24 protein-coding genes are annotated in these 25757 nt (G+C 70.6%); 19 read left to right on the forward strand and 5 right to left on the reverse strand.

Going from position 1 to position 25757, the window contains the following annotated elements:
* Window positions 1-146: 146 nt before the first annotated feature.
* The gene (locus AC1PME_RS02705; RefSeq protein ID WP_254460160.1) at window positions 147-620 is read right to left on the reverse strand and encodes a YehS family protein; all 474 of its coding nucleotides are present in this window, start codon (window positions 618-620) and stop codon (window positions 147-149) included.
* Between the two features lie 165 nt (window positions 621-785).
* On the opposite strand from AC1PME_RS02705, the gene AC1PME_RS02710 reads away from it, so the two are divergent.
* The 4 genes from AC1PME_RS02710 (at window position 786) to glpK (ending at window position 6038) form a co-directional block, all read left to right on the forward strand.
* Window positions 786-1646, forward strand: coding sequence for a DeoR/GlpR family DNA-binding transcription regulator (locus tag AC1PME_RS02710; RefSeq protein ID WP_343237525.1), 861 nt, complete (start codon window positions 786-788; stop codon window positions 1644-1646).
* A gap of 292 nt (window positions 1647-1938) precedes the next feature.
* Window positions 1939-3453, forward strand: coding sequence for a glycerol-3-phosphate dehydrogenase (gene glpD, locus AC1PME_RS02715; protein WP_481097217.1), 1515 nt, complete (start codon window positions 1939-1941; stop codon window positions 3451-3453).
* 163 nt (window positions 3454-3616) lie between these two features.
* Window positions 3617-4438: an MIP/aquaporin family protein gene (locus tag AC1PME_RS02720; RefSeq protein ID WP_254460163.1), complete on the forward strand. Its 822-nt coding sequence runs from the start codon at window positions 3617-3619 to the stop codon at window positions 4436-4438.
* 100 nt (window positions 4439-4538) lie between these two features.
* Window positions 4539-6038, forward strand: a complete 1500-nt coding sequence (glpK, locus tag AC1PME_RS02725) for a glycerol kinase GlpK (protein WP_481097218.1) — start codon at window positions 4539-4541, stop codon at window positions 6036-6038.
* Window positions 6039-6379: 341 nt separating this feature from the next.
* Here the strand turns inward: glpK and AC1PME_RS02730 are convergent, their stop codons facing one another.
* Window positions 6380-6598 carry a hypothetical protein gene (locus AC1PME_RS02730; RefSeq protein WP_242161229.1) on the reverse strand — a complete coding sequence of 73 codons (219 nt, stop codon included), beginning with the start codon at window positions 6596-6598 and terminating at the stop codon, window positions 6380-6382.
* Between the two features lie 237 nt (window positions 6599-6835).
* On the opposite strand from AC1PME_RS02730, the gene AC1PME_RS02735 reads away from it, so the two are divergent.
* From AC1PME_RS02735 to AC1PME_RS02760, 6 genes are all read left to right on the forward strand, one after another.
* Window positions 6836-7504: an HAD hydrolase-like protein gene (locus AC1PME_RS02735; RefSeq protein ID WP_481097219.1), complete on the forward strand. Its 669-nt coding sequence runs from the start codon at window positions 6836-6838 to the stop codon at window positions 7502-7504.
* Between the two features lie 192 nt (window positions 7505-7696).
* Window positions 7697-8728: an aldo/keto reductase gene (locus AC1PME_RS02740; RefSeq protein ID WP_481097220.1), complete on the forward strand. Its 1032-nt coding sequence runs from the start codon at window positions 7697-7699 to the stop codon at window positions 8726-8728.
* The gene (locus AC1PME_RS02745) at window positions 8725-9606 is read left to right on the forward strand and encodes an amidohydrolase family protein (protein ID WP_481097221.1); all 882 of its coding nucleotides are present in this window, start codon (window positions 8725-8727) and stop codon (window positions 9604-9606) included. Before AC1PME_RS02740 ends, AC1PME_RS02745 begins: the two co-directional genes overlap by 4 nt.
* Window positions 9607-9637: 31 nt before the next feature.
* Window positions 9638-10384: an SDR family oxidoreductase gene (locus AC1PME_RS02750; protein ID WP_254461329.1), complete on the forward strand. Its 747-nt coding sequence runs from the start codon at window positions 9638-9640 to the stop codon at window positions 10382-10384.
* Window positions 10385-10417: 33 nt separating this feature from the next.
* Window positions 10418-11275: a fumarylacetoacetate hydrolase family protein gene (locus AC1PME_RS02755; protein WP_307548279.1), complete on the forward strand. Its 858-nt coding sequence runs from the start codon at window positions 10418-10420 to the stop codon at window positions 11273-11275.
* 249 nt (window positions 11276-11524) lie between these two features.
* The gene (locus AC1PME_RS02760) at window positions 11525-12844 is read left to right on the forward strand and encodes an L-fuconate dehydratase (protein ID WP_481097222.1); all 1320 of its coding nucleotides are present in this window, start codon (window positions 11525-11527) and stop codon (window positions 12842-12844) included.
* A gap of 378 nt (window positions 12845-13222) precedes the next feature.
* Here the strand turns inward: AC1PME_RS02760 and AC1PME_RS02765 are convergent, their stop codons facing one another.
* Together AC1PME_RS02765 and fucP are read right to left on the reverse strand one after the other, a co-directional pair.
* Entirely contained in the window at window positions 13223-13597 is a 375-nt protein-coding gene (locus AC1PME_RS02765; RefSeq protein WP_481097223.1) for an L-rhamnose mutarotase, read from the reverse strand.
* A 3-nt stretch (window positions 13598-13600) separates the two neighbouring features.
* A complete protein-coding gene (fucP, locus tag AC1PME_RS02770; RefSeq protein WP_481097224.1) occupies window positions 13601-14908 on the reverse strand; it encodes an L-fucose:H+ symporter permease in 1308 nt (435 codons plus the stop codon).
* 211 nt (window positions 14909-15119) lie between these two features.
* Here fucP and AC1PME_RS02775 point away from each other — a divergent pair, with 211 nt between their 5' ends.
* The 5 genes from AC1PME_RS02775 to AC1PME_RS02795 all read left to right on the forward strand — a co-directional run bounded on the left by AC1PME_RS02775 (window position 15120) and on the right by AC1PME_RS02795 (window position 18379).
* Window positions 15120-15872, forward strand: a complete 753-nt coding sequence (locus AC1PME_RS02775) for an IclR family transcriptional regulator (protein WP_254460171.1) — start codon at window positions 15120-15122, stop codon at window positions 15870-15872.
* Between the two features lie 91 nt (window positions 15873-15963).
* Window positions 15964-16395: a hypothetical protein gene (locus AC1PME_RS02780; protein WP_481097225.1), complete on the forward strand. Its 432-nt coding sequence runs from the start codon at window positions 15964-15966 to the stop codon at window positions 16393-16395.
* Between the two features lie 381 nt (window positions 16396-16776).
* On the forward strand, window positions 16777-17337 hold the full coding sequence (locus AC1PME_RS02785) for a peroxiredoxin family protein (protein WP_481098057.1): 561 nt from the start codon (window positions 16777-16779) through the stop codon (window positions 17335-17337).
* 3 nt (window positions 17338-17340) lie between these two features.
* Window positions 17341-17556 (forward strand): hypothetical protein, encoded by a 216-nt coding sequence (locus AC1PME_RS02790; RefSeq protein WP_254460175.1) that lies wholly within the window; start codon window positions 17341-17343, stop codon window positions 17554-17556.
* Window positions 17557-17776: 220 nt separating this feature from the next.
* Complete coding sequence (locus tag AC1PME_RS02795) at window positions 17777-18379, forward strand: DUF4142 domain-containing protein (protein WP_254460176.1); 603 nt, start codon at window positions 17777-17779, stop codon at window positions 18377-18379.
* A gap of 333 nt (window positions 18380-18712) precedes the next feature.
* On the opposite strand, the gene AC1PME_RS02800 is transcribed toward AC1PME_RS02795, so the two are convergent.
* Entirely contained in the window at window positions 18713-19783 is a 1071-nt protein-coding gene (locus tag AC1PME_RS02800) for a pirin family protein (RefSeq protein WP_481097226.1), read from the reverse strand.
* A 351-nt stretch (window positions 19784-20134) separates the two neighbouring features.
* On the opposite strand from AC1PME_RS02800, the gene AC1PME_RS02805 reads away from it, so the two are divergent.
* The 4 genes from AC1PME_RS02805 (at window position 20135) to AC1PME_RS02820 (ending at window position 25678) form a co-directional block, all read left to right on the forward strand.
* A complete protein-coding gene (locus AC1PME_RS02805) occupies window positions 20135-20650 on the forward strand; it encodes an RNA polymerase sigma factor (protein WP_481097227.1) in 516 nt (171 codons plus the stop codon).
* On the forward strand, window positions 20643-21725 hold the full coding sequence (locus tag AC1PME_RS02810; RefSeq protein WP_481097228.1) for a FecR family protein: 1083 nt from the start codon (window positions 20643-20645) through the stop codon (window positions 21723-21725). The genes AC1PME_RS02805 and AC1PME_RS02810 overlap by 8 nt, the downstream gene beginning before the upstream one ends.
* 114 nt (window positions 21726-21839) lie before the next feature.
* On the forward strand, window positions 21840-24341 hold the full coding sequence (locus tag AC1PME_RS02815) for a TonB-dependent receptor (protein ID WP_481097229.1): 2502 nt from the start codon (window positions 21840-21842) through the stop codon (window positions 24339-24341).
* 8 nt (window positions 24342-24349) lie between these two features.
* Entirely contained in the window at window positions 24350-25678 is a 1329-nt protein-coding gene (locus AC1PME_RS02820; protein WP_481097230.1) for a histidine-type phosphatase, read from the forward strand.
* The last annotated feature ends 79 nt before the right edge of the window (window positions 25679-25757 follow it).

Genomic DNA, 25757 nt, shown 5'->3' on the forward strand with positions numbered 1-25757 from the left:
AGCGGAACGGGAGGCGGGCAGGGCCGACAGCCGGCCGCGCCCGCGGTGGTGGCGGACTGGGCGCATCCTACCGATTCGCGATGGCCGGCGTGCGGATCGCCCGCCTCGCGGCCACGGCCGCGCCCTGCTGCGGCGGGGCGCGCGGCTCAGCCGGCGGCGCGCACGCGCAGGGTCAGGCCCTTGAGGAAGTTGCGCAGCAACTGGTCGCCGCACAGGCGGAAATTCTTGTGCTCCGGCTGCCGGAACAGCGCCGACAGCTCCGGCTTGGACACCGGGAAACCGGCGGCGTCGAAGATCTGGTGCATGTCCACGTCCTTGAGCTGGAACGCCACGCGCAGCTTCTTCAGCACCACGTTGTTGGTGATGCGCGCTTCCACCGGGCGCGGCGGCAGGCTGTCGTCGCGGCCGCGGTAGTGGAACACCAGCCCGTCCAGCACGTGCGCCAGCACCGCGTCGCTGCACTCGACGAAGCCGTCCTCGTCCTCTTTCTTCAGCCAGGCCGGGATCTGCGTCTTGTCGATCGCGAACGCCGGATCGGCGAGGTGGGCCAGATCGACGATCTTCTGGTCGCTCAGGTCGAGCATGTAGCGGATGGAGCGCAGGATGTCGTTGTTGAGCATGATCGGTGCGGGAGTGCCGGGAGGCCCGGGGAGGGGCGCTAGTCTAGGCGCTGGCCCGCACCGGCGCGTAGACCACGCCGGCGCAGGCCATGGCTGCGGTTCACCGACGGTGTGCACGCGGCATGGCGCCATGTCGCGGCGCGGCGCGGTTGCATCCGCCGGCGCATGCGCCATCATCGGCGCATGGACCATCCGATTCCCAAGCCGAGCGCAGTGTCCGCGCTCAATCCGCGCCAGGAGCAACTGGTGGCGCTGGTGCGCCAGCAGGGCTATGCCGAAGTGGAAGGGCTGGCGGCGCGTTTCGAGGTGACGCCGCAGACTATCCGCCGCGACCTGACCCTGCTGTGCGAGGCCGGCGTGCTGCGCCGCTACCACGGCGGAGTGAGCCTGCCGTCGAGCGTGGAGAACCTGGCCTACGCGGCGCGCAAGTCGCTGCAGGCGCGGGAGAAGCGGCGCATCGCCACGCTGCTGGCGCAGCACATTCCCGACGACGCCTCGCTGTTCATCAACATCGGCACCACCAACGAGGACGTGGCGCGCGCGCTGATGGGCCACAGCGGCCTGCGCGTGATCACCAACAACCTCAACGTCGCGGTGATGATGAGCGCCAATCCCAGCTTCGAGGTGATGGTGGCCGGCGGGCGCGTGCGCGGCCGCGACCAGGGCGTCACCGGCGAGGCGACCATCGAGCTGATCCGCCAGTTCAAGGTGGACTTCGGCGTGATCGGCATTTCCGGCATCGACCCCGACGGCACCTTGCTGGATTTCGATTTCCACGAGGTGCGGGTGGCGCAGGCGATCATCGAGCACTCGCGGCAGGTGTTCCTGGCCGCCGACCACAGCAAGCTCGGCCGTAACGCGATGGTCCGGCTGGGGCCGATCGGACGGGTGCAGGCCTGGTTCACCGACCGCGCGCCGCCGCCCGACCTGGCTGCGGTGCTGGACGCGGCCGGTACCCGCGTGTTCGTGGCCGAGGGCGATGCCGCCGATCCGGCCGCGCCGGAGCTGGACGGGCCGGCCGACTGAACCGTGCCGGCCCGGCTCCGATGCCTGGGCAGCGAGCCGGCGCTTGTGTTCGAATTGTTTCGTTAATGTTGCGTGATAAGGCGGGTTCGCCACCTCGCGGCGGTGCCCTGTGCTCGCCAGGCTGCCTCTGGCCTAAGAAATGCGGGCGTTTCACGCCGTTTCCCAGTCGCTGTCGACGCTACGCTGCAGTGCAGCGTGCTATGTTCGGAAATGTTCGTTTACGATCTTTTCGTCCCCAGTCCTGGGCCCGGCCGGTTGCCGGGTCCGGGACACGACACTTCCGGAGTCGGCTATGCGTGAGACCTACGATGTGCTGGTGGTCGGTGGCGGCATCAACGGCGTGGGCATCGCCCGCGACGCGGTGGGCCGCGGCCTGTCGGTGTGCCTGTGCGAGCGCGACGACCTGGCCGCGCATACCTCCAGTGCCAGCACCAAGCTGATCCACGGCGGCCTGCGCTACCTGGAGCAGTACGAATTCGCCCTGGTCGGCAAGGCGCTGGCCGAGCGCGAGGTGTTGCTGCGGCTGGCCCCGCACATCATCTGGCCGCTGCGCTTCCTGCTGCCGCACCAGCCGCACCTGCGCCCGGCGTGGATGATCCGCACCGGCCTGTTCCTGTACGACCACCTCGGCCGCGGCCGCCGCACCCTGCCGGGGTCGCGGCGCCTGGCGCTGCGCACGCATCCGGTGGGCGCGCCGCTGCGCGAGGAGTTCCGCACCGGCTTCGTCTATTCCGATGCCTGGGTGCAGGACGCGCGGCTGGTGGTGCTCAACGCGATGGACGCCGCGCAGCGCGGTGCGCGCATCCTCACCCGCACCCGCTGCGTCGGCGCGCGCCGCGTCGATGGCCTGTGGCAGGTGCAGCTGCAGCACGCCGACGGCCGCCGCGAGGAACTGCGCGCGCGGTCGCTGGTCAATGCCGCCGGGCCGTGGGCGGTGCAGTTCCTGGACGAGGTGGCGCACGTCGGCCACGACCACGCGCTGCGCCTGGTCAAGGGCAGCCACATCGTGGTGCCGCGGCTGTTCGAGCACGACCACGCCTACATCTTCCAGCAGCCGGACCGGCGCATCGTCTTCGCCATTCCCTACGAGCAGGACTACACCCTGATCGGCACCACCGACGTCGACTACCGCGCCGACCCGGCCGCGCCGCGCATCGACGGCGAGGAGACGCGCTATCTGTGCGAGGCGGCCAACCGCTACTTCCGCAAGCAGATCGCGCCGGACGACGTGGTGTGGAGCTACAGCGGCGTGCGCCCGCTGCTCGACGACGAGGAGGACAACGCCGCCGAGGTCACCCGCGACTATCTGCTGGAGCTGGATGCGCGCGACGGCGCCGCCCTGCTCAACGTGTTCGGCGGCAAGCTCACCACCTACCGCAAGCTGGCCGAGGAGGCCGTGAACCGGCTGACCGCGCATGCCGGGCGCAAGGCGCCGGCATGGACCGCGCATGGCGCACCGCTGCCCGGCGGCGAGCGCAGCGACATCGCCGCGCTGGCGCGCGAACTGCGCGCGACGCGGCCGTGGCTGGCCGAGGCCACCGCGCAGCGGCTGGCGCGCAACTACGGCACCCGCGCGCAGACGCTGCTGGGCGATGCGGCCGCGCTGCAGGACCTGGGCCAGCACTTCGGCGCCGACCTGTACCAGGCCGAGGTCGACTACCTGCGCCAGCACGAGTGGGTGGTGGAGGCCGACGACCTGCTGTGGCGCCGCAGCAAGCTCGGCCTGCGCGTGGACGCCGCCGGCCGCGAGCGCCTGGTCGCCTACCTGCAGCAGGCGCCGGCCACCCTGGCCGCGGCACCTGCATGAGCAAAACGCTGCCGCCGGCCCGGTTCGGGCGGCGGCGGCGCGTGCACAATCGCGCTGCGCCCGGCCCTCGCCGCGGCGCAGGAACAACCTGGACGCAACCGTGGAGGGTGGCAGGCATGGGTGGATCGACAGCGGCAACGACGGCGGGCCGGGAGGCACGGGCATGAGCCGGCAACTGGTGGGCGAACTGATTTCCGAGGCGATCGCGATGCTGATCATCATCGCCTTCGGCTGCTCGGTGGCGTGCATGTACGTGCTCTACGACCCCAGCCCCTACCAGCACGCCTATTGGGGCGTGTGCATCGCCTGGGGCCTGGCGGTGACCATCGCCATCTACGTCACCGGCTCGGTGTCCGGTACCCATGCCAACCCGGCGGTGACCCTGGCGCTGGCGCTGTACCGCGGCTTTCCCTGGCCCAAGGTGCTGCCGTACTGGGTCGCCCAGGTGATCGGCGCGTTCCTCGGCGCCTGGATCGTCTACCTGCTGTTCGCGCCGGTGATCGACCACTACAACCAGGCCCAGCAGCTGACCCGCGCCGGCGGCGGCGCGGCCGGGGTGTTCTTCACCGCGCCGGGCCTGGCGATCACCCCGATGCACGCGTTGCGCGACCAGGTGATCCTGACCGCGTTCCTGATCTTCGGCATCTTCGCCATCACCGAGCGCTACAACGAGGCCGCGCCCACCGCCAATTCCGGTGCGCTGATCATCGGCCTGCTGGTGGCGACCATCGGCGCGTCGATGGGCTACCTGGAAGCCTGGGCGATCAATCCCGCCCGCGATTTCGGCCCGCGCCTGTTCGCCTACGTCGCCGGCTGGGGGCCCTCGGCGCTGCCGTCGGCCGACCACTACTGGTGGATCCCGATCGTCGGCCCGCTGATCGGCGGCGTGATCGGCGGCGCCGCCTACCAGTGGCTGATCTATCCGTTCCTGCCGGCGCGGGTGAAGGCGCTGGAGGAAGAGCAGGCCGCCGCGCGCCGCGCCTAGCGCCGGCCGCCTGCGCGTCCCCGCGCGCGGCGTGCGCGCGTTCCCATTCCCCGTTGGCGCCGCGCGGTCGCGCGCGGCGTGCATCCCGCAGGAGTCTTCGATGGAAAAGCAGTTCATCCTGGCGATCGACCAGGGCACCACCAGTTCGCGCGCGATCCTGTTCGACCGCCAGGGCCGCATCGTCGGCATGGCCCAGCGCGAGTTCTCGCAGATCTTCCCGCAGCCGGGCTGGGTCGAGCACAACCCGCGCGAGATCATGACCAGCGTCTACACCACGATCACCGAGCTGCTCAACAACCACCAGGTGGACGCCAGCGCGATCGCCGGCATCGGCATCACCAACCAGCGCGAGACCGCGGTGGTGTGGGACCGCGCCACCGGCCAGCCGATCTACAACGCCATCGTCTGGCAGTCGCGGCAGACCAAGGACATCTGCGACCAGCTCAAGGCCGACGGCCACGAGGACCTGGTGCGGGCCAAGACCGGCCTGCTGATCGATGCGTACTTCTCCGGCACCAAGGTGAAATGGATCCTCGACCACGTCGAGGGGGCGCGCGAACGCGCACAGCGCGGCGAACTGGCCTTCGGCACCATCGACAGCTGGCTGATCTGGAACCTCACCGGCGGCAAGGTCCACGTCACCGACTACACCAATGCCTCGCGCACGCTGCTCTACAACATCCATGAACTGCGCTGGGACGAGGAGTTGCTGCAGCTGCTGGACATCCCCGCCTCGATGCTGCCGGAGGTGCGCTCGTCCAGCGAGATCTACGGCAACACCCAGGGCCAGTATTTCTACGGCCACGCCGTGCCGATCGCCGGCATCGCCGGCGACCAGCAGGCGGCGCTGTTCGGCCAGGCCTGCTTCGAACCGGGCATGGCCAAGAACACCTACGGCACCGGCTGTTTCATGCTGATGAACACCGGCGAGAAGGCGGTGGCCTCGAAGAACGGCCTGCTCACCACCATCGCCTGGGGCGTGGACGGCAAGGTCGAGTACGCGCTGGAAGGCGCGATCTTCGTCGCCGGCTCGGTGGTGCAATGGCTGCGCGACGGGCTGCGCATGCTCGGCAAGGCCAGCGACTCGCAGGCCTATGCCGAGCGCGCCGGCGACAACGACGGCGTGTACTTCGTGCCGGCCTTCGTCGGCCTGGGCGCACCGTACTGGCGCAGCGACATCCGCGGCGCGGTGTTCGGCCTGACCCGCGGCACCACCAAGGAACACTTCATCCGCGCCGCGATCGAGTCGATGGCATACCAGACGCGCGACGTGCTGACCGCGATGCAGGTCGATTCGGGCATCGAACTGAAGGAACTGCGCGCCGACGGCGGTGCCATCGCCAACGACTTCATGGCGCAGTTCCAGAGCGACATCCTGGACGTGCCGGTGCTGCGCCCGGAGGTGGCCGAGACCACCGCACTGGGGGCGGCCTATCTGGCTGGCCTGGCCACCGGGTTCTGGAAGAATCGCGCCGAGATCGCCCAGCAATGGGCGGTGGACCGCCGCTTCGAGCCGGACATGCCGGCAGAGCGTCGCGAATCGCTGTACGCCGGCTGGCAGCAGGCGGTGGAGGCGACGATGGGGTTCCGGATTCGCTGAGGCGATCGCGCTGTGCAGTCGGGGGCTGCGTCTGCTCCTTTGCATCTGCCGGCCGAGGCGTTGTTCGTCGCTGCGACTGCCGAAGGCGGCAGTCGCCGCACCGAACCTGGTGGGCGTCAACGGTGAAGCAGCCGCGACAAGCGAAACCGAAAGCCGACGGATGCCTTCCGTCGTCGGGACTGAAGTCCCTCCCACAAGGGCGCCTTTCCCACAAGGGTGTCCCGCCCCTTCCCTGTGCGAGCGGCTTCGGCCGCGCCGGGCGCTTTCGCGAAAGGCCGCTCGCCGTCGTTCCAACGCCGCTGCGGCCGAGCCTGCGCGCACTCCCGGCAACGGCGAAGGATTCAGACGTACTGCGTCGGTCCGCGCGGCCCCGGCACCGGGGCGTCGACGCCGCCGACCGGGTCCTGGATCGGCGGGATGGTCGGATCGGTCGGCTGGTCGGGGATCGGGTCGATCGGGCGGTCCGGGGTCGGATCCACGCCCGGGTTCGGCACCTGGCCCGGCACCTCGTTCGGTGGCTGCTGCGGATCCTGGCCGGGATTGGGGGATTGCATGTGCATGGGCGTCTCCGTGCGATGAGGGTCCAGCGTGCGCGTTGGGCCGGTGGTTGCGGGTGAAGCGCACGCCAACGGCGGATGAAAGGCGTTCCGATCCGCGCACGCGGCTTGCAACGATCCGGCCGGCAACACCGGGCTGGCGGCGCGGGAGATGATCGAGCACAACCTGCGCGCGCTGCCCGAACCGGCCCGATGGAAGCCGCTGGTGCGGATGCCGGCGCTCCGGCATGCTGGCGCCGCATGCACCGCTACGATCTGGTCATCTTCGATTTCGACGGCACCCTGGCCGATTCGTTCCCCTGGTTCCTGGACACCATCAATGGCGTGGCCGACGAATTCGGTTTTCGCCGCTTCGACGTCGAGCGGCTGGACGAAATCCGCAGCCTAAGCGCACGCGCGCTGATGGCGCGCAGCGGCCTGCGCTGGTGGCGGGTGCCGGCGGTGGCGCAACGCATGCGCGCGCTGATGAGCGCGCAGATCGAGCGCATTGCGCTGTTCGATGGCGTCGCCGAGCTGCTGGCGCACCTGGCGCAGGCCGGCGTGCACTTGGCCCTGGTCACGTCCAACAGCCGCGCCAACGTCGAGCGCGTGCTCGGCCCCGCGCTGCTCGCGCAGTTCCGCGACGTGCGCTGCGGCGCGGCGCTGCTGGGCAAGCGGCGCAAGCTGCGCGCCAGCCTGCGCGCCTGCGGCATCCCTGCCGCGCGGGCGCTGTGCGTGGGCGACGAGATCCGCGATGCCGAGGCCGCGCGCCAGGCCGGCATCGCCTTCGCTGGCGTCGCCTGGGGCTATACCTTGCCGGCCGCGCTGCAGCCGCAGACGCCGCTGCCGTTGCTGCAGCGGCCGGCCGCGCTGTTGGCGCTGGTGCTGCCGCCCGAACGCCGAGCAGGCGATTGCTGCGCTGCAGGTTGATTGTTCACTTGTGATTGCTATATTCATAGGCGAACAGTCGCGGCGCCCGTTGCCATCCTGGGCGTGCATGCTGCGGCCATAACCCATCGCGCCCGATCCCGGGCAGAGGCGTGCCATGTGCAATCCCAGTCGCCACCGTCCCTCGCGCGTCCGCGGGCGACCTGCGGTGCGGCCCATCCTGGGAATTCGCGCATGGCGTTGAGCCCGGCCACCGATGCCGCCACCGCTTCACGTGCGCTGGGTGCCAGCGGTGTGTCCCTGTCCGCGCTGGGCTTCGGCGCCGCGCCGATCGGCAATCTGTACGCCGAGGTGGACGACGCGGTGGCGCTGGCCGCAGTGGCCGACGCCCATGCCGCCGGCATCCGCCATTTCGACACCGCGCCGTACTACGGCTATGGGCTGAGCGAGCAACGCCTGGGGCAGGGCCTGCGCGGGCTGCCGCGCGCCAGCTACACGCTCTCGACCAAGGTCGGGCGCTGCGTCTACGACGATGCCGCGGCGGCGCCAGGGCGCGAGGGCTTTGCCGTCGCCGGGCGCCGCGCCGAGTTCGACTACAGCCGCGACGGCGTGCTGCGCGCGTTCGAGTCCAGCCTGCAACGGCTCGGCACCGATCACATCGACGTGTTGCTGCTGCACGATATCGGCCGCCTGACCCACGGCGAGCGCCATCCGGCGCTGCTGCGGCAGGCGCTGGACGAGGCCTTGCCGACGATGGCCGCGCTGAAGGCGCAGGGCGCATGCCGGGCGATCGGTATCGGCGTCAACGAGGAGGGCGTGGCGGTGGAACTGATGCCGCTGTTCCCGCTCGACTGCGTGATGCTGGCCGGCCGCTACACCCTGCTCGAACAGCACGCTGCGCAGCGGATCATGGCGCAGGCGCTGCAGCGGCAGATCGGCATCCTGGTCGCCGGGCCGTACAGCTCCGGCCTGCTCAGCGATGCGCGCGGGCCGGGCGACACCTACAACTACGCGCCGGTGGATCCGGCCACGCTGCAGCACGCGCAAGCCCTGTTCGCGGCCTGCGCGGCGCACGGCGTGGACGTGGGCGCGGCGGCGCTGCAGTTCCCGCTGGCCCATCCGGCGGTGAGCGCGGTGGTCGCCGGCATGCGTACGCCGGCGGAAGTGGCCAGCGCCGCCACGCGCCTGCGCGCGTCGATTCCCGCGGCGCTGTGGCGCCAGTTGCGCGACGACGGGCTGCTGCGCGCACCGGTGCCGACGCCGTGAACACGATCGACGCCCATGTGCATTTCTGGCGCCTGGCGCGTGGCGACTATGCCTGGCTGACGCCGGCGCTGGGCGTGCTGTACCGTGATTACCTGCCCGAGGACCTGGCCGCGACGCTGGACGCGCAGGGCGTGACCGCGTTGGTGGCGGTGCAGGCGGCGCAGAGCGAAGCGGAAACGCGCTACCTGCTGCAGTTGGCGCGGACCGAGCCGCGCATTGCCGGCGTGGTCGGCTGGGTGGATTTCGCGGCCGCCGACGTCGCCGCGCGCATCGCCGCGCTGTGCGTCGACGGCGCGGGCCTGCTCAAGGGCCTGCGGCCGATGGTGCAGGATCTGGCCGATCCGCAGTGGCTGGCGCGGCCGCAGCTGGATGCGGCCTTCGACGCGCTGCTGCAGCACGACCTGGCCTTCGACGCGTTGGTACGCCCGCTGCACCTGCCGGCGTTGCTGGCGCGCTTGCAGCGCCACCCGCAGCTGCGCGTGGTGCTGGACCACGCCGCCAAGCCGGCCATCGGCGGTGCCGGTTTCCAGGCCTGGGCCGATGGCGTGGCACAGCTGGCGCAGCACCCCAACGTGGTGTGCAAGCTGTCCGGCCTGCTCACCGAACTGCCGGCCGCGGCCGGCATCGACGATGCCGTGCTGGCGCCCTACGTGGCGCAGCTGTTCGCCTGCTTCGGCGCGCAGCGGCTGCTGTGGGGCAGCGACTGGCCGGTGCTGACCCAGCGCGCCGACTACGCCGCCTGGATGGCGCTGGCGCAGGGCTGGGTCGCGCAGCATGCCGCCGGCGCGGCCGAAGCGGTGTTCGCCGGCAATGCGCGGCGCGTGTATCGCCTGTCCGATCCGATTCCTTCCCCCCCAACCAGGAGTCCCCCCCCATGACCACGTTCGCGTCCACTTCCGGGAGCCGCGCATGAGCGGCCGTCTGCAAGGCAAGCGCTGCCTGATCACCGCCGCCGGCGCTGGCATCGGCCGCGAGAGCGCACTGGCCTGCGCGCGCGAGGGCGCGCAGGTACTGGCCACCGACATCGACGCCGCCGCGCTGCAGGCCCTGGCCGCCGAGGCCGATGGCATCGTCACGCAGACGCTGGACGTCACCGACGCCGCCGCGATCCAGGCGCTGGTGGCGGCGCAGCCGACCTTCGACGTGCTGTTCAACTGCGCCGGCTACGTGCACCAGGGCAGCATCCTCGACTGCGATACGGCGGCCTGGAAGCGCTCGTTCGCGATCAACGTCGATGCGATGTACTACCTGTGCCAGGCGGTGCTGCCGGGCATGCTCGCGCAGGGCCGTGGCAGCATCGTCAACATGTCCTCGGTGGCGTCCAGCATCAAGGGCGTGCCGAACCGCTTCGCCTACGGCGTGACCAAGGCGGCGGTGATCGGCCTGAGCAAGGCCATCGCTGCCGACTACGTGGCCAAGGGCATCCGCTGCAACGCGATCTGCCCCGGCACGATCAAGACGCCGTCGCTGGGCGAGCGGGTCAAGGCACTGGGCGGCGACGAGCAGGCGGTATGGAAGAGCTTCACCGACCGCCAGCCGATGGGCCGCCTGGGCGACCCGCGCGAGATCGCGCAGCTGGTGGTGTACCTGGCCTCCGACGAATCCTCGTTCACCACCGGCCAGACCCACATCATCGACGGCGGCTGGTCGAACTGACCGCGCCTTCCCACTACGACAGAGGATTTCCCCATGAAACTGTTGCGTTACGGCGAACCCGGCCACGAACGCCCGGCGATGCTCGATGCCGAGGGCCATCTGCGCGATCTCTCGGCGGTGATCGACGACGTCGCCGGCGAGCATCTCACCGCCGCCGGCCTGGCCAAATTGCGCGCGCTCGACCCGGCCACGCTGCCGCGGGTGGACGGCGCGGTGCGCTACGGCGCTGCCGTGGGCCGCGTCGGCAAGTTCATCTGCGTCGGGCTGAACTACGCCGACCACGCCGCCGAATCGGGCATGGCGGTGCCGGAGATGCCGGTGCTGTTCATGAAGGCCACCAGCGCGATCAGCGGCCCCAACGACACGGTGACGATCCCGCGCGGCTCGCTCAAGACCGACTGGGAAGTGGAACTGGGCGTGGTGATCGGCGATACCGCGCGCGACGTGTCGGTGGAGGAGGCGCTGTCGCACGTCGCCGGCTATGCGGTGATCAACGACCTGTCCGAGCGCGCGTTCCAGCTCGAGCATGGCGGGCAGTGGGTGAAGGGCAAGAGCTGCGACGGCTTCGGCCCGATCGGCCCGTGGCTGGTCACCGCCGACGAGGTGCCGGATCCGCAGAACCTGTCGATGTGGCTGGAGGTCAACGGCCACCGCTACCAGAACGGCAGCACCCGCACGATGGTGTTCGGCGTGGCCGAGCTGGTCAGCCATATCAGCCGCTACATGACGCTGCTCCCGGGCGATGTGATCAGCACCGGCACGCCGCCGGGCGTGGGCCTGGGGCAGAAGCCGCCGGTGTACCTGAAGCCGGGCGACGCGATGGCGCTGGGCATCGAAGGGCTGGGCGAGCAACGCCAGGCCGTCGTCGCGCATCCGCGCGACGCGGCGTAAAGCCCCTCTCCCCTCGGGAGAGGGGTGGGGGTGAGGGTACGGGGCGAAGCCACCTCGCGATCCACCCGGAGGTGGCGTTCGCCAGCGCAGGAGCGAAACGCCCGCGTGCTCTTGCTTCGTTCTTGTTTTTGCAGGGTCGGCAGCCGTCGTGCACTCCCGCACCCTCACCCCAACCCCTCTCCCGGGGGGAGAGGGGCTGTATCACCGCTTTTTTTTGACTTTCCTACCGCTTCACCGACCAGGATCCCCATGAGCAAAATCGTCGCGCTCGAGACCTTCGACGTCCGTTTCCCCACCTCGCGCGAACTGGACGGTTCCGATGCGATGAATCCGGATCCGGATTATTCGGCCGCCTATCTGCGCCTGCGCACCGACGCCGACGACGGCCTCGCCGGCTACGGGCTGGCGTTCACCATCGGCCGCGGCAACGACGTGCAGAGCGCGGCGGTGGCGGCGCTGGCGCACCATGTGGTGGGCCGCGACGTGGACGCGGTGATCGGCGACCTGGGCGGTTTCGCGCGCAGCCTCACCGACGACTCGCAACTGCGCTGGCTGGGGCCGGAGAAGGGCGTGATGCACATGGCCATCGGCGCGGTGGTCAACGCCGCCTGGGACATGGCCGCGCGCCGCGCCGGCAAGCCGCTGTGGCGTTTCATCGCCGAGCTGTCGCCGGAACAGCTGGTGGCCGCGATCGACTTCCGCTACCTCAGCGACGCGCTGACCCCGGACGAGGCGCTGGCCATGCTGCGTGACGCCGAACCGCTGCGCGCCGAGCGCATCCAGACCCTGCTCGCACAGGGCTATCCGGCCTACACCACCTCGCCGGGCTGGCTCGGCTATTCCGACGAGAAACTGGTGCGCCTGGCCAAGGAAGCGGTGGCCGACGGCTTCCGCACGATCAAGCTCAAGGTCGGCGCCAACGTGGAGGACGACATCCGCCGCTGTCGCCTGGCGCGCGCGGCGATCGGCCCGGACATCGCCATGGCGGTGGACGCCAACCAGCGCTGGGACGTGGCCCCGGCGATCGCCTGGATGCGCCAACTGGCCGAGTTCGACATCGCCTGGATCGAGGAGCCGACCAGCCCCGACGACGTGCTCGGCCACGCCGCGATCCGCCGCGGCATCGCGCCGGTGCCGGTGTCCACCGGCGAGCACACCCAGAACCGGGTGGTGTTCAAGCAGTTGCTGCAGGCCGGCGCGGTGGACCTGATCCAGATCGATGCCGCGCGCGTGGGCGGCGTCAACGAGAACCTGGCGATCCTGCTGCTGGCGGCCAAGTTCGGCGTGCGCGTGTTCCCGCATGCCGGCGGCGTGGGCCTGTGCGAACTGGTGCAGCACCTGGCGATGGCCGATTTCGTCGCCATCACCGGCAAGATGGAAGACCGCGCGATCGAATTCGTCGACCACCTGCACCAGCACTTCGTCGATCCGGTGCGGATCGCGCACGGCCGCTACCTGGCACCGACGGCGCCGGGCTTCTCGGCCGAGATGCATCCGACCTCGGTCAGCGAATTCCTGTATCCGGATGGCCCGTTCTGGAGTGCGGACCTGGCGGTGCAGGGCGCCTGACGCCAACGGCATTGGTGCGCTTCCGCCGAAGGAAGCGCACCGGTTGCGGTGCATGCCGGTTGCGGCGCACCGGTCGCGGCTGAAGCCGCTCCTGCAACGGCGGCGCTAGCGATCCTGGATCGCTCCTTGTGGGAGCGACTTCAGTCGCGACGCATGAACCTGTGAAGGCACCGGCTTCGGCAGCAGTCGGGACTGAAGTCCCTCCCACAAAAATCACAGAGCATCCGTCGCGCCTGCCGTACTTTCTGCAATCGTACGTGCCGCACGCTCTGGAACCGTAGGAGCGGCTTCAGCCGCGACGAGCGAAGCGACAAACCAGCCGGTCTCGCGCGCACTCGGCACCGGCATTCCAACATACGCAAACGCGCACGCAATACCTCAGCCTGCGCCCTTGCGCTCCTGCGCGGCCAGCGCCGCCTGCAGTGAAAAGATCTGCAGCGCCTTGCGCCATTTCTCGCCGGGCGCCGAACCGGGCAGCGGCTTCTGGAAGCGCCACATCAACTCTTCCCAGGCCTGCACGCGTGGGTCCGCCGCGTCGGCGGCGGCCTTGGCCGCGGGCGAATAGTCCTCGTCCACGTCCATCAGCATCACCAGGCGGTCGCCGCAGCGGTGGATGTCCAGCTCGCGGATGCCGGCCGCGCGCAGCGAGGCGACGATCTCCGGCCAAACGGTGTCGGGACGGTGCCAGCGCTCGTATTCGGCGATCAGCACCGGGTCGTCGTGCAGGTCCAGCAGGTAGCAATGGCGCGGCATGGCTCAGGCTCCGCGGGCAGAGGGGAGGGACGTCGTGCCGTGGCGCGACGCGTGCAGCGCGAAGCCGAGGATCACCGCGAAGCCGACGGCGGGCACCACGATCGCCCAGTGAATGCCGGCATGGTCGGACACCGCACCCATCACCGCGGTCAGTGCGGCGCCGCCGATGATCGCCATCACGATCAGCGAGGCGCCCAGCTTGCGCGCGTCGTCGTCCAGCCCGTCCAGGCCCAGGGCGAAGATGGTCGGGAACATCACCGACATGAACAGGCTGCTGGCGACCAGCGCGTACAGGCCGATCCAGCCCGGCAGCGCCACCGCCACCGCGCACAGCAGCAGGTTGAGCAAGGCGAACACGCCCAGCAGCCGCGCCGGCGCCAGGAAACGCAGCAGCGCAGTGCCGATGAAGCGGCCGGCCATGAACAGCACCAGCGAGACGGTGAGGAAATCGGCGGCGGTCTTCTCCGGCGTGCCGGGCACGCCGTCCTGCAGGTAGCGGATCAGGTAACTCCAGATGCCGACCTGCGCGCCGACGTAGAAGAACTGCGCGATCACCGCGAACACGAAGCGGCGGTTGCGCCGCAACTGGCCGAAGCCGCCGGCGCCGGCGCTGTCGCCACCGGCGCGGGTGGTGGGGAAGCGGGTCAGCCCGATCAGCAACGCCCACAGCAACACCACCGCGCCGATGATCAGGTACGGCGTCTGCACCGCCAGCGATTCGGTGGCGAAGAAGGCCTCGCGCGCGGCCGGCGCCATCGCCGCCAGCGCCTGCGGCGTGTGCTCCACGCCGGACAGGATGAAGTGCTGGCCGACCAGGATGCCGGTGATCGAGCCCAGCGGATTGAACGCCTGCGCCAGGTTCAGCCGCCGCGCCGCGCCCTCGGCGGGGCCGAGCACGGTGACCAGCGGGTTGGCGGTGGTTTCCAGGAATGCCAGGCCGCTGGCGATGACGAACAGCGCCAGCAGGAACAGCCAGTAGGTGTGCACCTGTGCGGCGGGGTAGAACAGGAACGCGCCGATCGCGTACAGCAACAGGCCCAGCACCACCGCGGCCTTGTAGCTGTAGCGGCGCATGAACATCGCCGCCGGAATCGCGAACACGAAGTAGCCCAGGTAGAACGCGCTCTGCACCAGCCCGGCCTGCAGGTCGGTCAGCGCGAAGGCCTTCTTGAACTGCTTGATCAGGATGTCGTTGAGGTTGTTCGCCATGCCCCAGAGAAAGAACAGGCTGACGATCAGGACCAGCGGCGCGAGCGCGGTCCGGGTGAGACTGGCGGGCGCCGGCGTGGCGCGTTCGCTGCTGTAGTGCATTGCCGCCTACCCCTCCCAAGGTGTGCCGCGTCGCGTTCGGATTGTCGGCGGAGCGTACTGCGCCAGCGAGTGCCATGCAAATATAAAATTTGAGTTCATATTTGGATGAAGTGGCGGGCGCCGACCCAAGCATCGCAGGCTGTCGCGATGCGGTTCGGTGCGGCCTCCCTGTACCCTAGTCCTCTTCACCTGCTGCCGGGTCCTCGACGGAATGACCACCCCTTTGCCCAAGTACCGCGCACCCGCCCTGGACAAGGGGCTGGACATCCTGGAGCTGCTGGCGCGCGACGGGCGGCCGATGACCATGGGCGAGATTTCGCAGGGCATCGGCCGCTCGCGCGGCGAAATTTTCCGCATGCTGCAGGTGCTGGAAGAGCGCGGCTACCTGACCCGGGCCCCAGGCGAGGGCGGCTATACGCTGACCAACCGCCTGTTCATGCTCGGCATGCAGCAACCGCGGGTGCAGAACGTCACCGAAGTGGCGCTGCCGGTGATGCGCGCGCTGGCCGACGCGATCCGCCAGCCCTGCCATCTGGTGGCGCCGTCGGACGACCAGATCGTGGTCATCGCGCAGATGGACGTGCCCAGCGACCTGGGGCTGGTGGTGCGCCCCGGCCACCGCCGCCCGTTCGCGCACTCCACCTCCGGCCTGGTGCTGTTCGCGTTCCAGCCGGCCGACGCGCAGGCGCAGTTGCTGCAGCGCCTGGACGCCAGCGAGGTGGCGTACGACCGCGCCGGCTTCCTGGCCGCGGCGCAGCAGGTACGCGCGTTGGGCTACAGCATCCATCCCAGCGAGGCGGTGGTCGGCGTGATCGACCTGACCGCGCCGATTCTGCAGCACGGCATCGCCCGCTACACCCTGACCGTGCCCTTCATCGAACGCCGCCCGCAACCGATCGACGCGCAGGCGGCGATGCGCGCGGTGTGCGATGCGGCGGCGCAGATCAGTGCGGCGCTGGCGTAGGTGCCAGTGCGTGCCAGGGCTGGCGCGCCACGCGGCGGCTGCACTTATCGCCACGATTGGATCCTGAAATTCTTCAACATGGCAGCGTGCGATGGTTGATGCGTTCTTCCTTCTGGCGCTGGCGGCGTTCGTGCTCCTGTCGACATGGGTCTATTGGCAGAACAGACGCCGTGTCGACAACCGACTGGCGGAATCGTTTCGCGAACTTGTCTTGAGCAGTGATGGCGTCATCGTGCGTGGTGCGGATCTGCAGGTGGTAAAGAAGGTGCGATCGCTGCTGCGCGCAAGCCGGCGATGGACGCTCATGCCCAAGAGCGCCGCCATGGCCCAGGGCGAAACGTTCTGGTATTGCCGTGGTCCCGACGCTCGCTGGTTCCTGGCGATTCCAACGGTGGAGTGCAACGACCGCGTGTACGACGTGAGTTGGGTCGTACGCCCACTCACCGAGCAGCGCGTGCGCGCCGTCCTGCAGTTCGACCGCAAGGCCTGCCAGCGCGCATTCGGTGAGCGGGACGCAGCTTGAGCGATGTGACCGACCAAGCGGCGGGGCGAAGGCCGATGCGATGCCGATGCAACAAGTCGTGCGTGCGTCGACGCTTCGCTGCCTGATTCACTTCCTGCGATGTAGCGGCATCGCGGCCGCGCGCAGTGTGGGGTGAGGCGGCGTTGTCGCGTCGTGAGGCGGCATTCTGCGCATGTCTACGCTGCACACGCGTTGCGCCGCGATGCGTGCAGCGCACCGCTGGAATGCGCATCCATGGTGCACGTGACTCGCTCCCCAGCTTGATCACCCATTCGCTGTAGCTGCGCGCAAAACGTTGACCGCCGTGTCCAGGCTGCGCAGCCTGCAGGGAACACGGTGACTCGGGCGCACGGCATGGCACGGCGGTTTCCCTGGAGTTGGCTGGCGCTGCTGGTCGCCTGCGCGCTGGTGCTGGTGCTGGCCTGGCAGAACCGCGGCCTGCGCGAAGAGCGGCGCTGGTTCGTCACCCGCACCACCGAGCCGTATCTGGGCATGTACGTGCCGCGTATCGCCGCCACCACGTTGGACGGTGCGCCACTGACGCTCGGCGAACCGACGGCCGAGCGCCAGGTGCTGTTCTTCTTCACCACCACCTGCCCGTACTGCCAGCGCTCGGCGCCGCACGTGGTGCAGGCGGCGCAGCGCCTGGCCGCGCAGCAGCCCGGCGTGCAGGTGCTGGGCGTGTGCCACTGCAGTCCCGCGCAGGCGCAGCGCTACGCGGCCGAGCACGGCTTCACCTTTCCGGTGACCACGCTGACCGATCGCCGCGCGCTGATGCTGTTCCGCGCGCGCAACGTGCCGACGCTACTGGCGCTGGACCGCGAGGGACGCGTGCGCTATGCGCGCGTCGGCGTCTTCGACACCACGGAGCGGATGCAGGACCTGATGGCCGCAGTGCGCAGCACGGAGGTGCCGCCGGCCTTGGCAACCATCGAGGAGTAAGCCATGAAACAGCGTTGGACAGCGTTACGCAACGGGATGCTCGCGGCCGTGTTCCTGGCCAGCATGGGCTTCGGCGCGGTGCAGGCGACCGCCGGCGACGGCATCGAAAAGGAGGCGGCCTGCAGCGCCTGGGCCTGCCAGCAGGAGTGCGCGCCGTTCGGCGGTGAGCTGGGCCCGGGCGGGCCCGGACAGCCGCTGACCTGCTACTGCTGCGGTTGAGTCGCGCCCGGGGCCGGTCGCACCTGGCCGGCTCCGGGGACGCAGCGCAATGGGGTGCGATGACATCCGCACGCGCGGGTGCGTCGCGCTTCGGCGATGCGGGCATCGCCACGCCCGCGTCCTCGGTACCCTGGATCGAATCCTGTCCCGCCGCCGTCGATTCACGCAGGTTTGCGCGGCGGCTGGGCATGGTGGAACGCAGACCAACCAGGAGCGTTCCATGACCTCACCCTTTCATCCCGTCCGCCTGTCCCTGCTTGCGGCGCTCACCGCCGTGGCGCTGAGCGGTTGTGGCAAGCCTGGCGATCAGGCCTCGCGGACCGCACCGGCCACCTCGCCCACGCCCACCGCCGCGCCTGTCGGTGGCGAAAGCGGACGTGCGCCGATCGGCGGCGACGCCTCGGCCAAGGCCATGCTGCAGGTGCTGGAGGGCAACGTCGTGGCGCTGTCGAAGCAGGCGCTGTCGCGCAACGTCAGCAAGACCGTCGCCGATTTCGCCCGCGAGACCATCGCCGTGCACCACGATGCCGATCCGGCCACCGCCGGCAAGGGCGGCCCCGGCGATGCGGAGAAGATCGCCGCGCAGGTGGCCAAGGGCCGCGCGCAGTTGCAGGCGCTGGGCGACGAGAAGGACGACTCCGCCTACATGAACGCTTACGCGGCGGCGGTGGTGCGGCAGTACTCCGACGCGCTGTCGGTGATCGACGCAGAGCTGGTACCGGCGGCCAAGGAAGACGCCACCCGCCAGGAACTGCAGCAGGCGCGCAAGCGCATCGCCGAGCAGCTGGAGCGCGCGCAGGCGCTGGCCTCGGCGCGCTACTGAGCGCGTAGCCCCTCTCCCGTCGGGAGAGGGGTTGGGGTGAGGGGACGGCGCGAAGCGACTCGCAGCGTTTGCGGCGCACGAGGCTGCGGCAGTAGCCTCAGCCGCCCCTGCGGGGTACCTCCCCCGAACGAACATGAGGACCATGCTCCCGAGGGGGGAAAGAAACAGCCGCTAGGGCGTGCCATCCATCCCCGCGCATGCCGCGCCGCGATGGCGTGCGCCTGTGGCAAGGAAGCGTGAGGACGTGGACGTCCGTCCACGCCCGGGCGATGACGCGGCCATGGGGGCACGCGCAGGCCCAACGCGACATCCTCGGGCATCGGTGATGCGCCCCTAGTCGTTGGCGGCGACCGCGTGCGGCGCCGGCCGCTCCTCGCGCCCATCCGGATGTCGCGCGAAGCGGGTCGGGTCGCTGCCGTGCACCGGCGCCTCGTCCTGCCATGGCCAGCCGCCGAACTGGGTGCGGCGATAGTCGGCCATGGCCTGGGCGATCTCGGCCTGGGTGTTCATCACGAACGGACCGTGTTGGGCCACCGGTTCGGCGATCGGTCGGCCTTGCAGCACCAGGAACTCGCTCGCCTCTCCTTCGCCACTGACCAACTCGACCGCCTGATCGGCGCGCAACTCGATCGCCGCGTGGCGGGTCACCGGGCGCCCGCCCACCGTCACCGCTGCGCCCTTGAAGAAGTACAGGCTGCGGCGGGTGCCGCGGCCTTGCGCGGCGGGCAGGGTCCAGCGTGCGCCGGGTGCCATGCGGATCGTCCAGATGGCCACATCGGCATCGTCCTGCGCGGCCCACGAATCCGGTGGCGGCGCGAGCGGGCCGCCGGCGCTGCCGGGGGCGGCGTCGACCGGGCCGATGCGGCCGGCCACGCAGGTCACCTCGGTGGTGCGGCCGGCGTCGTCGGTGGCAGTGAAGCGCGGCAGGTCTTCCGACCAGAACATGGTGAAGTGCGGCGCGGCCAGCTTGTTGCGCGCCGGCAGGTTGAGCCAGATCTGGAACAGTTCCAGCGGGTTGGGCGCCGCCGTGTCCAGCAGCGGGAACATCTCCGAATGGACGATGCCCGCGCCGGCCGTGACCCATTGCACGTCGCCGGCGCCGAAGCGCGCCGCCGCACCGAGCGAGTCGGCATGGTCGATCAGGCCCTTGCGCACGATGGTCACGGTCTCGAAGCCGCGGTGCGGATGACCGGGAAAGCCGGGAATCTCCTCGCCGTGATACATGCTCCAGCCGTCCTTGCGGCTGAAGTCCTGGCCGATGGCGCGGCCGTGCAGGGACGCCGCCGGCCCCATCGCGCCGTTGCCGGCGGGGTAGGCATCGTCGTGGTAGACGCAGAACAGGAACGGGTCGATCGTGTCCCAAGGGAAGCCAAGCGGCTTGATCTGGACGATGGGGTCGGTCATGGAGAGATCCTTCGTGCGAACGCCGCCCGAGGTTGGATGCGGCAATCTTCACGATATGGGGCGATGCCGACGGAACGGAAGGCCGGTCCGGAGGACATCCTGTCCTGCACGGGAAACGCTGGGATGCGCCGCCGCCGCGTCCATGGCGATGGCGCAGGCGCGGTGAATGGCCGCGTTGCCTGCGCCGATGGAGCGAACCCGGCCTTCAGCGGCGTGCACTGCATGCTTGCTGGGGCGCAACCGCGCATCTGTGCCCGCACTACCCGTCATTGGATTGTCATCTGCCGCACCCAGCATCGCAGCCTTTCCGAATCCGCTGGCCGCCGATGGCGCCGGCACTGCGAGTGGCTGGTGCGTTCCGAACCCCTGCCGGCGTTGTCGCGGCTGTTCCTGCAATGGCGGCCGTCGCTGAGCCGCTATTTCCGCAAGCGCCGCGCCGCGGCCTGGGATACCGACGACCTGCTGCAGGAAGTGTGGTTGCGCCTGCAGCGCAGCGAGGCGCACGCGCCGGACATCGCCAATCCCGAAGCCTACCTGTTCACCATTGCCGCCAACCTGATGCGCGAGCACGCGCTGCTGCACCAGCGCAGCAGTCAGCGCGACACCTGCCTGGACGACGTGCTGGACCGGCTGGCGGTGCCCTGCGAGGCCGATGCGCAGGTGCACCGCGCGCAGCGCCGGCAGCGCCTGGCCGAACTGATGGCGCGGCTGCCGCCGAAGTGCCGCGCGGCGATGACGCTGCGCTACCGCGACGAACTGGGCTACCAGGAGATCGCCGAGCAACTGCAGATCTCCAGCCACATGGTCAAGAAATACATCATCAAGGGCCTGGCGGTGTGCCGGCAGGGCATGGCGCGCTATGCGTGATGATCCGCAGCGCGTCGCCGAGGCCGCCGCGGACTGGTACCTGGCGCAGCGCGAGACCGCGCAGCCGCCGGCGCGGCAGGCCGAATTCCTGGCCTGGCTACGGCAGTCGCCCGCGCACGTGGCCGCCTACCTCGACATCGCGCGGATGCACGGCGACCTGCCGTCCGCGGCGCAGGCGCAGCAGGCCAGCAGTGCGCAGCTGCGCGCGCACGCCTTGCGCAGCGGGGCGGTGGTGGTGCCATTGCGGCCGGACGTGGAGCCACCGGCAGCGGCGCCGTATCCGCGGCGCACCGTGCCACGACGCAGGCGCTGGCCGCTGGCGGCGGCCGCCGTGCTCGCGCTGGCCGCCGCCGGCGTGGCGCTGCGCCTGAGCGCGCCGGACCCGGTGCCGGCGACGGTGTACGCAGCGCCGGCGGACGCGCCGCGCAGCATCGCGCTGGACGACGGCAGCGTGGTGCAGCTGGAGCGCGGCGGCGCGATCGCGGTGCGCTACGGCGCGCAGCGTCGCGACATCGCCTTGCTGCGCGGTAAGGCGGTGTTCGATCTCGGTCACGATCCGGCACGGCCGCTGCGGGTCAGCGTCGGCACCTTGGTGCTGCGCGACGTCGGCACCGTGTTCGGGGTCGACCCGCAGGCCGGCGGCGCGCGCGTCACCGTGCTGCAGGGGCGGGTGCAGGTGTCGCGCGACACGCCGGCATGGTGGCGCCGCGGCGACCTGCCGTCGGACGGGGCGACGCTGGCCGATCTGGGCGGCGGCCAGCAGGCGCGGGTGGATGCGCAGGGCCGCGTGCTGGCGCTGCGCGATCATGCCGACATCGCCGACGCCACCGCCTGGCTGCCGGCGCAGGTCGGCGTGCACGATCGCAGCCTCGGCGAGGTGGCGCGGCTGTTCAACGCCTACACCACGCAGCCGCTGCGCATCGCCGACCCGGCGCTGGCGGCGCGGCGGGTCAGCGGCGTGTTCCACCTGCGCGATCCGGAGGCCTTCGTCGCCTACGTCGGCAGCCTGCCCGGCGTGCAGGTGCAGCGCGATGCGCAGGCGGTGACCCTCCGCCGCGCAGCGGCGCCGCTGTAAGAAAAAATTCACGCAATCGACGGTAGCCGCACGGCGCACCGGGGCACTCCTAGGAAGCATGGCCGTCGCGCAGCACGCGTAGGCCCGCCCTTCCTCCCCTCCGGTGTGATCGTCATGCGCAAGCCTCTCGTCGTCTCCATCGCCCTGCTGCTCGGCAGTGCGTCCTCGCTGCCGGCCTGGTCGGCGCCCGCCGTCACCGCGTCGGCCATCGCGCCCATGCCGCTGGCGCAGGCGCTGGAGCAGTTCGCGCGCAGCAGCGGCCTGCAACTGATGTACGACCCGGCACTGGCCGAGGGTCTGCGCAGCAGCGGCGCCCCAGCCGGGCTGGCACCGCCGCAGCAACTGCATGCCCTGCTCGCCGGTACCGGCCTGGACTACCGCATGCTGACCCCGGGCTCGGTCGCGATCGTGCGCAGCCGCGTCGCCGCCGCCCCGGCCGCCGCGCCCCGCGCCCCGCGCAGTGCCGCCCCGGCCCGCGCCGAGGCCGACGGCGAGCACGACGGCCCGCGCGAACTGGCGCCGATCAACGTCACCGCCAACAGCGTCGACACGCTGGCGCCCAGCGCCGCGCCGCTGGAAGCGAGCCAGCCGACCTCGGTGATCGACGAGCGCTTCATCCGCGACGGCCTGCGTCTGAATTCCAACTACGACGACATCATCAAGTACGCCCCCAGCGTGGTCACCACCTCGCCGGAAGGCCCGGGCCTGGGCAAGAACGAAGGCATCAGCATCCGCGGCTTCCAGGACGGCCAGTTCAACATCACCTTCGACGGCATCCCGTTCGGCGATGCCAGCGATCTGCACCACACCACGTCGGCCTACTTCAACAACCACGTGCTCGGCCAGGCCGAGATCGACCGCGGCCCCGGCGGCGGCGCCACCATCGGCAACGCCACCTTCGGCGGCACCCTGGCGCTGCGCACGCGCAATCCCAGCGAGGTGGACGGGGTCACCGTCTACGGCACCGGCGGCAGCTGGAACACCTGGGCCGGCGGCGTCAGCGCCGACGAGCACATCGGCAACACGCGTCTGTTCGCCGACCTGTCCAAGGAAGCCAGCGACACTTACCTCAAGGGCACCGACGACCGCCGCGAGCACGCCTTCCTCAAGACCGTCACCGACCTGGGCGAGGCGACCACGCTGACCTTCGTCAGCAGCTACAACCAGGAGCACCAGAACACCGTGCAGGGCGCCACCCGCGCGCAGATCGCGCAGCATGGCTGGCGCTATGGCCTTGGCAACGATCCGACCCTGCAGAACTACACCGGCTACAACGCCGCCGCCTACTACTCCAGCTTCACCTACCTGGGCCTGAGCACGCGCCTGGGCGACTGGGACCTGGACAACAAGGTCTACTACAACAGCTTCGACCACACCGCCTCCAAGACCAGCAACCCGACCAGCGAGAGCGCCGCCGACAACGGCGTGACCTTCTACGGCGCGACCGGCAAGAAGCTGTCCAAGGCCGCCAAGGACGTGCCGGGCAAGCTCTCGGACAACGACTTCCGCGCCTTCGGCGACGTGCTGCGGCTGGCGCGCGACCTGGGCCCGGGCCAGCTGCAGACCGGCGTGTGGGTGGAGCGCAACCTCGACGAGCGCCAGCAGTTGCCGGTGGACATGAGCACCGGCGCGGCCACCGGCACCAAGTACGGGCCGCTGTACAACTACACCCTGCATGACCGCACCGACACGCTGCAGCCGTATCTGCAGTACGACTGGAAGCTCAGCGACAGCCTCACCCTCAGCCCGGGCCTGCGCTACGCGCGGGTGCAGCGCCAGCTCGATGCCGAACTCAACAAGAGCACGCCGCCGGCGCCGGCGCACAGCACCGCCAGCTACGACGCCACGCTGCCGTCGCTGAGCCTGCACCAGGCCTTCAGCGAGCACTGGAGCGGCTACGTGCAGGCCGCGCGCGGCTTCCTGGCGCCGCCGATCGACGTGATCGAACTCAACGGCGCGCGCGGCCTGCGCCCGGAGCTGACCAGCAACTACCAGCTCGGCACCAGCTACGCCGCGCGCGGCCTGACCTTCGGCGCCGACGTCTACTACATCGACTTCAGCAACTACATCAGCCAGACCCTGATCAATACCGACAGCGGCACCGAGAGCGCCTACGTCAACGGCGGCGGCGCGGTGTACCGCGGCGCCGAGGCCGAGGCCACCTATGCGCTGACCCCGGTGCTGAGCCTGTACGCCAACGCCAGCTACAACGAGGCCACCTACAAGCACAGCAGCACCCAGGTCGCCGGCACGCCGCGGGTGACCGCGGCGCTGGGCCTGCTGTACAACAGCGGCACCGGCTACTTCGGCTCGCTGATGGAGAAGGTGGTGGGCGCGCAGTACGGCGTGGACAACCGCACCACCGCCAGCGGCGCCACCGTGTTCGGCAACGACCAGCGCCTGGGCGGCTACGCCAGCCTGGACGCGGCGCTGGGCTACCGCAGCACGCACGGGCCCTATGGCCTGAAGGGCTATTCGATCAGCATGGACGTCAACAACCTGCTGAACCGGCATGCGCTGATCGGCTACGCCGGCACGCGCTCCTCCGACAACCAGCCGCTGTATTTCGGCCTGGCCGGGCGTGGCGTGTTCCTCGACCTGTCGCTGAAGTTCTGAGGCCCGCCATGTCCGCTTCCCGATTCGTATGCGTGCGCGCCGGCTGGCGCCTGGCCGCGTTGCTGTGCGTCGCCATCGTCGCCTGGCCGGCGGCCGCGTCGCCCAAACCGTCCGCTTCCGCTTCCGCTGCCGCGGACGCGGACGCGGCGGAGGTCCGCCTGGCGATCGTGGTGATGCGTCACGGCGTGCGCGCGCCGACGCAATCGCCCGAGGAGCTGGCCAAGTACGCCGCGCAGCCGTGGCCGCAATGGCCGGTGGCTCCCGGCCAGCTCACCGCGCACGGGGCGGCCGGCATGCAGGCGCTGGGCGCGCGCTACCGGCAGCGCTGGCTGGATGCGGCGGTGCTGGCGCCGGACTGCGCCGCGTCCGGTGCGGTGGTGATCGCCGACAGCACGCCGCGCAACCACGCCAGCGCGGCGGCGTTTGCCGAGGGGCTGCTGCCGGGGTGTCAGGCGCACTACCTGGCCTTGCCGACGACGCAGAACAATCCGCTGTTCCACTTCGGCAAGGACGAGGACAAGGACGACGACGCACCCGCGCCGCCGCCGCACCTGGACGCGGCCACCCGCACGCGGCTGCGCGCGCTGCAGCGGGTGCTGTCCGGCTGCGCCGCACCGGCCTGCGCCACGCAGGTCGCGCAGCGCCTGGACGAGCCGCAGCGGCTGCGCGATCCGGCGCAGGCAGCCAAGGCGTTGAAGACCGCCGGCAGCCTGGCCGAGAACCTGATGCTGGAATACGCGCAGGGCCTGCCGTTGCCGCAGGTGGCGTGGGGGCGGGCCGACGCCGCGGCGCTGCAGCGCCTGATCGGCCTGCACAACGCCTCCTTCGGCTACAGCAAGCGGGCGCTGCCGGCGGCGCGCGCCGGCGGCTCCAACCTGCTCGCGCACCTGCTGGCGACACTGCAGGCAGCGGCCGGGCAGGCGCCGACGGTGGCGCCGCTGGCGCCGGCCGACACGCGCGCGCTGGTGCTGCTGGGCCACGACACCAACCTGGCGCACCTGGCCGGGCTGTTCGGCATCGACCCCATCGTGCCGGGACAGCCGGACGCCTATCCGCCCGGCGGCGCGCTGGTGCTGGAGCTGGTGCGGCTGCACGGCCAGGACTTCCTGCAGCTGCGCAGCGTGGTGCCGACGCTGCCGGCGCTGCGCGGCAACCGCTTCGACGGCCGCGGCCTGCGCGCGCGGGGCTGGCCGTTGCCCGGCTGCGGCGGCCGCCTGCGCTGCCCGCTGGCGATCGCGCTACCGGCGCTGCAGGCGCGGCTGGATCCGCAGCGGGTCCAGGCCGAGGTGCCGCCGATGACGCCATGGCCGGCGCAGGTGGCGCCGGTGGGCGATTAAGCGGCGCCTGTCGTGGGCGCTTGAGTGCGTGGAGCGTGGCGCTTGGGGCGTTGGGAGTGAGGCGACGGGTGTTCATGGT

Source organism: Xanthomonas sp. NCPPB 901 (assembly GCF_056725085.1).

What these genes read in the sequence shown, in the direction of transcription:
- glpD (WP_481097217.1), top strand. Translation starts at nt 1,939, where the DNA reads ATGCGTGAGACCTACGATGTGCTGGTGGTCGGTGGCGGCATCAACGGC.
- AC1PME_RS02740 (WP_481097220.1), top strand. Translation starts at nt 7,697, where the DNA reads ATGGCGTTGAGCCCGGCCACCGATGCCGCCACCGCTTCACGTGCGCTG.
- AC1PME_RS02815 (WP_481097229.1), top strand. Translation starts at nt 21,840, where the DNA reads ATGCGCAAGCCTCTCGTCGTCTCCATCGCCCTGCTGCTCGGCAGTGCG.
- fucP (WP_481097224.1), bottom strand. Translation starts at nt 14,908, where the DNA reads ATGCACTACAGCAGCGAACGCGCCACGCCGGCGCCCGCCAGTCTCACC.
- AC1PME_RS02720 (WP_254460163.1), top strand. Translation starts at nt 3,617, where the DNA reads ATGAGCCGGCAACTGGTGGGCGAACTGATTTCCGAGGCGATCGCGATG.
- AC1PME_RS02820 (WP_481097230.1), top strand. Translation starts at nt 24,350, where the DNA reads ATGTCCGCTTCCCGATTCGTATGCGTGCGCGCCGGCTGGCGCCTGGCC.
- AC1PME_RS02790 (WP_254460175.1), top strand. Translation starts at nt 17,341, where the DNA reads ATGAAACAGCGTTGGACAGCGTTACGCAACGGGATGCTCGCGGCCGTG.
- AC1PME_RS02730 (WP_242161229.1), bottom strand. Translation starts at nt 6,598, where the DNA reads ATGCACATGCAATCCCCCAATCCCGGCCAGGATCCGCAGCAGCCACCG.
- AC1PME_RS02705 (WP_254460160.1), bottom strand. Translation starts at nt 620, where the DNA reads ATGCTCAACAACGACATCCTGCGCTCCATCCGCTACATGCTCGACCTG.
- AC1PME_RS02735 (WP_481097219.1), top strand. Translation starts at nt 6,836, where the DNA reads ATGCACCGCTACGATCTGGTCATCTTCGATTTCGACGGCACCCTGGCC.
- glpK (WP_481097218.1), top strand. Translation starts at nt 4,539, where the DNA reads ATGGAAAAGCAGTTCATCCTGGCGATCGACCAGGGCACCACCAGTTCG.
- AC1PME_RS02810 (WP_481097228.1), top strand. Translation starts at nt 20,643, where the DNA reads ATGCGTGATGATCCGCAGCGCGTCGCCGAGGCCGCCGCGGACTGGTAC.
- AC1PME_RS02710 (WP_343237525.1), top strand. Translation starts at nt 786, where the DNA reads ATGCGCCATCATCGGCGCATGGACCATCCGATTCCCAAGCCGAGCGCA.
- AC1PME_RS02780 (WP_481097225.1), top strand. Translation starts at nt 15,964, where the DNA reads ATGGTTGATGCGTTCTTCCTTCTGGCGCTGGCGGCGTTCGTGCTCCTG.
- AC1PME_RS02800 (WP_481097226.1), bottom strand. Translation starts at nt 19,783, where the DNA reads ATGACCGACCCCATCGTCCAGATCAAGCCGCTTGGCTTCCCTTGGGAC.
- AC1PME_RS02795 (WP_254460176.1), top strand. Translation starts at nt 17,777, where the DNA reads ATGACCTCACCCTTTCATCCCGTCCGCCTGTCCCTGCTTGCGGCGCTC.
- AC1PME_RS02765 (WP_481097223.1), bottom strand. Translation starts at nt 13,597, where the DNA reads ATGCCGCGCCATTGCTACCTGCTGGACCTGCACGACGACCCGGTGCTG.
- AC1PME_RS02775 (WP_254460171.1), top strand. Translation starts at nt 15,120, where the DNA reads ATGACCACCCCTTTGCCCAAGTACCGCGCACCCGCCCTGGACAAGGGG.
- AC1PME_RS02755 (WP_307548279.1), top strand. Translation starts at nt 10,418, where the DNA reads ATGAAACTGTTGCGTTACGGCGAACCCGGCCACGAACGCCCGGCGATG.
- AC1PME_RS02750 (WP_254461329.1), top strand. Translation starts at nt 9,638, where the DNA reads ATGAGCGGCCGTCTGCAAGGCAAGCGCTGCCTGATCACCGCCGCCGGC.
- AC1PME_RS02760 (WP_481097222.1), top strand. Translation starts at nt 11,525, where the DNA reads ATGAGCAAAATCGTCGCGCTCGAGACCTTCGACGTCCGTTTCCCCACC.